Source organism: Streptosporangium oxazolinicum, assembly GCF_039537505.1.
Lineage (GTDB): Bacteria > Actinomycetota > Actinomycetes > Streptosporangiales > Streptosporangiaceae > Streptosporangium > Streptosporangium oxazolinicum.
In genome coordinates this window covers 187,784-194,291 of sequence record NZ_BAABAQ010000017.1, presented here as the reverse complement: position 1 = coordinate 194,291, position 6,508 = coordinate 187,784, and the positions used below count along the sequence as shown (strand labels likewise).

5 protein-coding genes and 1 pseudogene are annotated in these 6,508 nt (G+C 72.7%); 4 read left to right on the top strand and 2 right to left on the bottom strand.

The window, feature by feature from the left end:
• Positions 1 to 328 (bottom strand): annotated as a pseudogene (locus ABD817_RS35220) (hypothetical protein); the annotation flags it as partial.
• 519 nt (positions 329 to 847) lie between these two features.
• Here ABD817_RS35220 and ABD817_RS35215 point away from each other — a divergent pair.
• Entirely contained in the window at positions 848 to 1,729 is an 882-nt protein-coding gene (locus ABD817_RS35215; protein ID WP_344922754.1) for a DNA-3-methyladenine glycosylase family protein, read from the top strand.
• Between the two features lie 32 nt (positions 1,730 to 1,761).
• Here ABD817_RS35215 and ABD817_RS35210 read toward each other — a convergent pair whose 3' ends face one another.
• Positions 1,762 to 2,820: a DUF418 domain-containing protein gene (locus ABD817_RS35210; RefSeq protein WP_344922753.1), complete on the bottom strand. Its 1,059-nt coding sequence runs from the start codon at positions 2,818 to 2,820 to the stop codon at positions 1,762 to 1,764.
• Between the two features lie 111 nt (positions 2,821 to 2,931).
• On the opposite strand from ABD817_RS35210, the gene ABD817_RS35205 reads away from it, so the two are divergent.
• The 3 genes from ABD817_RS35205 (at position 2,932) to ABD817_RS35195 (ending at position 6,292) form a co-directional block, all read left to right on the top strand.
• On the top strand, positions 2,932 to 4,062 hold the full coding sequence (locus ABD817_RS35205; protein ID WP_344922752.1) for a sensor histidine kinase: 1,131 nt from the start codon (positions 2,932 to 2,934) through the stop codon (positions 4,060 to 4,062).
• Positions 4,059 to 4,706, top strand: a complete 648-nt coding sequence (locus ABD817_RS35200; protein ID WP_344922751.1) for a response regulator — start codon at positions 4,059 to 4,061, stop codon at positions 4,704 to 4,706. Before ABD817_RS35205 ends, ABD817_RS35200 begins: the two co-directional genes overlap by 4 nt.
• A gap of 161 nt (positions 4,707 to 4,867) precedes the next feature.
• Entirely contained in the window at positions 4,868 to 6,292 is a 1,425-nt protein-coding gene (locus ABD817_RS35195) for a serine/threonine-protein kinase (protein ID WP_344922750.1), read from the top strand.
• Positions 6,293 to 6,508: the final 216 nt, after the last annotated feature.

The window sequence follows — 6,508 nt, the reverse complement described above, 5'->3', positions numbered from 1 at the left end:
CGACCACGGTGAGGCTGGTGGACAGCGTGGTGCCGCTCACCGTCTTCATCTGCTGGCCGTCGTGGTAGACGTCATAGAAGGCCACCCCCACGTTGTCCGTCGAGGCGTTCCACGAAAACGTCACCGAGTTGCACGTCAGGTTGCTCACCCGAGGGCCACCCGGCACCGACGGGGGCTGGGTGTCGGCGTTCGCGGACGTCGTCGGCGCAGCCGAGGCCGGCACCGCGCCCACCACCGCCATGGTGAGCGCGACGGCCACCGCGACCATCGCGGCGACCAGCACACGCGACCACGACCCTCGGCCGTCGATCGATGGGAATGTTCGCACCAGTCCTCCACGTGGAGATCGTCAATGGGACGTCCGGGGTGCGGTGACCGGCGGCCCCGCCGACCACCGCCGATGCCATGGCCGACACGGTGAGTCCACGGCGAGTCCGAGGGGAACGAGGCGCGGCTTGAGCGGGAGGCGCCATCCCCTTCATCGTTGCGACTCCATGATCGAATAGACATACCGTCGCTAAACCGACAAGACATCGAATGCCGGATGTAAAGAGAAGATTACTGATATTTGTCAATTTTGTCTGTAGGAAAGTCAGAAACGGCGATCATGCCCGTGGCGACGGCGCCGGACTCGTCGAGAGTCCTGGACACTGCGGGTATGCATGACGAGAACTCTCGCCCGAGGAGACGCGCAGCTCAGGCGGGGCCCGGCTGTGAGGATCGCGCCGCTCGGACGGGACCCGGCTGTGAGGACCGCGTTCTCCTCGCCCCGGCGTCGTTCCGCGAAGAGCCGGTGACCCCTGACGGACCGGTGACCCCTGACGGGACAGTGACCCCTGATGGGCCGGTGTCGTTGCGGTTGCCGTTCCTGGCTCCGCTGTGTCCGGGCAATCTGTTCGGGCATCTCGCCGCGACCGCCGTGCCCGGGGTGGAGGAGTGGCGCGACGGCGCGTACCGCCGCACGTTGCGCCTGCCGCACGGCCACGGCGTCGTCACCCTGTGGCCGATGCCCGACCACGTGGGCTGCCGTCTGACGCTCGGCGACCGCCGTGACCTTCCCGTCGCGATCAGCCGGTGCCGCCACCTGCTCGACCTCGACGCCGACCCCGTCGTCATCGGAGACCTCCTGCGCGCCGACCCGGTGCTCGCGCCCCTCGTGGACGAGCACCCCGGCCGCCGGGTGCCCCGCACCGTCGACGCGTTCGAGCTGGCGGTACGCGCGGTGCTCGGGCAGCAGGTGTCCACCGCCGCCGCCCGCACCCATGCCGCCCGGCTGGTCGTCGCCCACGGCGAGCCGATCACGGACCCCGAAGGGGGCCTCACCCATCTCTTCCCCACCCCGGGGGCGCTGGCCTCGCTGGATCCGGCGAAGCTGGCCCTTCCCCGGACGCGCCGCGCGACGCTCACCGGCCTGATCGCCGCCCTGGCGGACGACGCGATCGACCTCGGGGCCGGGGGCGACCGGCGTCGAGCGCGCGCCCGGCTCTCGGCGCTTCCCGGAATCGGGCCCTGGACCGTCGAGACCATCGCGATGCGCGCCCTCGGCGACCCCGACGCGTTCATCCCCGCCGACCTCGGCGTACGCGCCGCCGCCCGCAGGCTCGGCCTTCCCCTCACCCCGGCCGCGCTCACCCGCCACGCCGCCGCCTGGCGACCCTGGCGCGCCTACGCCGTCCAGTACCTCTGGGCCACCGGCGACCACCCCGTCAACCGGCTGCCCGCCGCCTGAGACCGGCCGGACCCTCGACGAGGTGCCGACGGTCAGGGGGTACGGCGCAGGGATGGGCGGTGGGCCCAGGTGGCCCAGCGCCAGAGCCATTCCAGCGGGCCCTGACGGTGGCGGCGCAGCCAGAGCGTGGACACCAGCCACTGGGGGAGGAGGATGGCTCCCGCGATCAGGAGCACCGTCGCGTCGGACCAGCCGTCCGGCGCGCTGCCGACGAGGCGGGCGGCCAGCAGGACGAGGAACGTGGCGGACAGGTAGTTGGTCAGCGCCATCCGGCCCAGCGGTGCGAAGACCCGCTGTAGCACCGGCCGAAGCGGCGTTCCGAGCAGGAGCAGCAGGGCGCACACGTAGACGCCCGCCATCAGCAGCCCGGCGAGGCCGAACCAGGAGTTGAAGTACGGGTCGCCGACCCGCGTCCCGACCTGCAGCCACACGGCGGGCACCGCCCCCGCCGCGAAGAGCAGGCCCAGCAGGGCCGGGACGCGGACGGAGCGCTCCATCCGGCCGATCACCCCGTAGCGGGTCAGCGCCGAACCCAGCAGGAACAGTCCGGGCACCAGGGGAACACCGTTGCTGTCGAGGACCAGCGGCAGCGCGACGAGGACGGCGGCGAGCGCGGCGACGGCCCAGCGCGGCAGCCAGGTCGAGGGCAGCAGCACCACCAGGCCGACGACGGCGTAGATGGTGAGGATGTCGCCCCGCCACAGCAGGAACATGTGCGCCAGGCCCACGGCGAGCAGCACCAGGAGCCGCCGCAGCAGGAGCACCCTCGGGCGGGGGGCGCGCTCCGTGGCGGAGTCCAGCAGCAGCGAGAAACCGACGCCGAACAGCAGGGAGAAGATCGGGAAGAAGCGCTGGTCGACGAAGAGCCCCACCCCCAGCCAGCCGTCGCCCTCACCCGCCGCCACCACGGCCTGGGTGGCCTGTGCGCTGTGGAGCATGTGGGCGATCGGCTTGACGTTGGCCAGCAGGATCCCGCACAGGGCGAACCCGCGCAGCACGTCGAGCGCGGCGACACGTGGCCGCCCGGAGAAAGTCGTGGGGTGCCCCGGTCCGGTGGACTCCGGCGCCGGGGGGAGCGTCTCATGTGGCATGGGACCTCATCCTGCGGACCCGCACCCGCTCCCACATCGGCGGAAAGCAGGGAAGAGACCGTACTTTCGGCCGGTACGGACCGGTGGGGCACCTCCCCTAACCTGGGCGTCGTGGCTGTTCCCCATCGGCTCAAGGTGGCGGCCGACGCCGGACTCGGCGCCGGGTTCGCGGTGGCCGTGGCCTTCCAGGCGTACCAAATCGCCGACAGCTGGGGTGCCGGGCACTGGCCGTTCGGCGCGACGGTCGCCGCCCTGGTGTGCGCGATCGCCCTGGTGCGCCGCCGAAGCCCGCTGTGGACCGCCGTCGCCGGTCTGGCCGTGGCCGCGCTCGCCGTCCTCGTCACCCGCCTCGTCCACCTGCCCGCCGAACCCAGCCCCGCCGCGTCCCTGGGGGTGGCGGTGCTCGTCGGCTCCTCGGTCAGGACGCTGCCCGTCCGCACGGCCTGCGCGGTGGCCGCCGGGGGAGTGGCCGTGGTGGCGGGCGCTTTTCTCGTCAATCCCGGCTCGGCCGTGCCGGTGGTGAGCGGTCTGCTCTGGCTCGTCGCCCTGACGATCGGGGTCGGCCTCCGGCTGCTCGCCGCCCGCCACCGTGCCGTCGCCGATCGGGTACGGCGTGCCGAACGTCTTGAGCTGGCCAGGGAGCTGCACGACGTCGTCGCCCACCACGTCACCAGCATCGTGCTCCAGGCCCAGGCCGCCCGGCTCGTCACCGCCCGGCATCCGGAGAGGAAGGCCGGATCCCTCGCCGACATCGAGGCCGCGGGTTCGGAGGCCCTCGCCGCCACCCGGCGCGCGGTCGGCCTCCTGCGCGACGCCGCTCCCGCCGCCGAGGGCCACGAACGGCTCGGCGAGCTGATCGAGGGCTTCGGGAGCCACGGCCGCCGGGCGCGCCTGCGGCTGGACGCCGACCCGTCCGGCTGGCCGCCCCAGGTGAGCAGCACCGTGTACCGGGTCGTCCGGGAGGCGCTGACCAATGTCTCCCGGCACGCCCCGCAGGCCCGCGAGGTCACCGTCCGCGTCACCCAGCACGGGGAGACCGTCACGGTCGAGGTCGAGGACGACGCCCCGCGCGTGCCCGCCCGCCGCTACCGTCGCGCCGGGTACGGCCTCATCGGAATGCGCGAACGCGTCGAGGCCCTCGGCGGCACCCTGGTCACCGGCCCGCGCCCCGGCCCTCCTCCAGGCCCTGGCTGGTCCGTCCGCGCCACCATCCCCACCGCCTCCACCGGCGACCACCGATGACCATCCGGGTGCTGCTGGCCGACGACCAGGCGATGATCCGGGCCAGTCTGCGGATCATTCTGGAGGACCAGCCCGACATCACCGTGGTCGCCGAGGCGGGCGACGGTGTCGAGGCGATCGAGCAGGCCCGCAGGACGCGCCCGGACGTGTGCCTGGTGGACATCCAGATGCCCCGCCTCGACGGGATCGAGGTCGCCCGCGCGCTGGCCGACGCCCCGCCCAGGGTGGTGATGGTCACCACCTTCGACCTGGACGAGTACGTCTACGGCGCGCTGCGCTGCGGCGCGGCCGGATTCGTGCTGAAGGACGCCGGGCCCCGCCTGCTGGTCGAGGCGGTACGGGCCGCGTACACGGGGGACGCGCTCATCTCACCGTCCATCACGCTGCGACTGCTGCGCCACCTCACCGAGCGCGGAGCCCGGACCGGGGCCCGCGTGCCCGCACACCCCCTGACCGCGCGGGAGACCGAGATCGTCCGGGCGATCGGCAGGGGACGCACCAACCAGGAGATCGCCGACCAGCTGTTCATCTCGCTGAGTACGGTCAAAGGGTACGTGTCGGGCATCATGGCCAAGCTCGGCCTGCGCAACCGGGTCGAGATCGTGGCCTGGGCCTGGGAGAACGGCATGACGAACACGGGATGACGGCCAGGCCGATCATGGGGCGGGTGACGGGCACGGGATGACGAGAGCGATGTGACGGCCGGTGGCGGCGGGTGTCTCCGGAGGGTGATCCGGTAACCGGTGGGCATCGGATGCGGAGATACCGGCGACATGTGGGATCAATCATCGGGTAGGCATGCCCCATGTCTTCTTCGCGGTACGAAGGGTGGTCGCTGGCCGGGCGGTACCGCCTGATGGCCGGGCTGGGCCGGGGCGGCATGGCGACGGTGTGGCGCGCCCGTGACGAGATCCTTCACCGTGAGGTCGCGGTCAAGGAGGTCACGATCCCCGACCACCTGACCGGGCCGGAGCGCGAGGTCCTGCTGGAACGCACCATGCGCGAGGCGCGTCTCGCCGCGCGGCTGAACCATCCCAACATCGCCGCCGTGTACGACGTGCTGCGGGCCGACGACCGCCTGTGGATCGTGATGCAGCTCGTACGCTCACGCAACCTCGCCGAGGTGGTCGCCGAGGAGGGGCCGCTGCCCGCGCCCGTCCTCGCGCGCGTCGGGCTGGAGGTGCTGTCGGCGCTGGAGGCCGCCCACGCGGCCGGAGTGATGCACCGCGACGTCAAACCCGCCAACATCCTGCTCACCGGCGACGGGCACGCGATCCTGACCGACTTCGGGCTCGCCACCGCCGTCGACGAGGACGTGTCCCTCACCAGTACGGGAATGGTGGTGGGCACGCCCGCCTACATCGCCCCCGAGCGCGCCGGTGGTGTCGCGTCGAGCGCCGAGAGCGACCTGTGGTCCTTCGGGGCCACCCTGTACGCCGCCGTGGAGGGCCGCTCCGCGTTCGGTCGCGGCACCGCGCTGGCCACCCTCGCCGCCGTGCTGACGGCCGACCCCGAACCGTTCCGGTACGCCGGGCCCCTGGCCCCCGTCATCGCCGGTCTGCTCGACAAGGATCCCGCCCGGCGCACCGACGCCGTCCGGGCCAGGGAGCAGCTGGTGCGGGTGGCCGCGCTGGGGGAGCGGGGCACGGGCGGCACCGTGGCGCTTTTCCTCGCCACCCGCGTCGCGCCCCCGGCCACCGGCCGGAACCTCACCCGGCCCTACGAAGCCGACCGGAATTCCGCCGGGCGCTATTCCACCGGTCAGCACCTTCACGCGGGCGCCGACCGGCCTTCCACGGGGGAGGCAGGGCCCACTCCGGCTCCGGCGCGTCGGCGGAACATCGGGCTCCGGCATCTGTCCGTGGGTGTCGCGGCCCTGACCGTCGGCGTTCTCGTCACCGTCACCGTCATCGTCGCCACCGAATGGCGAGGTGGCGGGTCCGGCACGCCGGAGCGGGTCGCTCCCTCGGGGGCCGCTTCCGTCCCGGTGTCACAGCCCACCCGCACTCCCGAGACGCGGCAGGTGATCGACGAGCAGCGCTCCACCTCCGCTTCTCGCCACGGCGGGCGGGCCGATGTCGCCCCCAGAGCGGCCGCCGGGCCCGGTACGTCCGGACCCCCCGCGAAGGGGGCCCACCCCGACTCCAGCAAGCACAAGACCAAGGACAAGAGCGGGAAACACGGGCCGACGCAGCCCGTCAACGGCCGGGGGAACGGCAAGAATCATTGACCGCGCCCGCTCAGGCGTGCCGCTTCGCGGCCGAGGCGACGGCGCCGACCTGTCGGCGATCCTTTCGAAGTCGGCTGCTGTCGCCGCCGGTGACGGTTCGGGCGGCGGCCAACGCCTTTCCGGATTCGCTCGGCGACCCCGGCAAGGCGGTCGATGCCCTGCCCCGGTCACCGTGAATGACAATCTTTTTGTGTGGAATACAACCCTCGTCGGCTT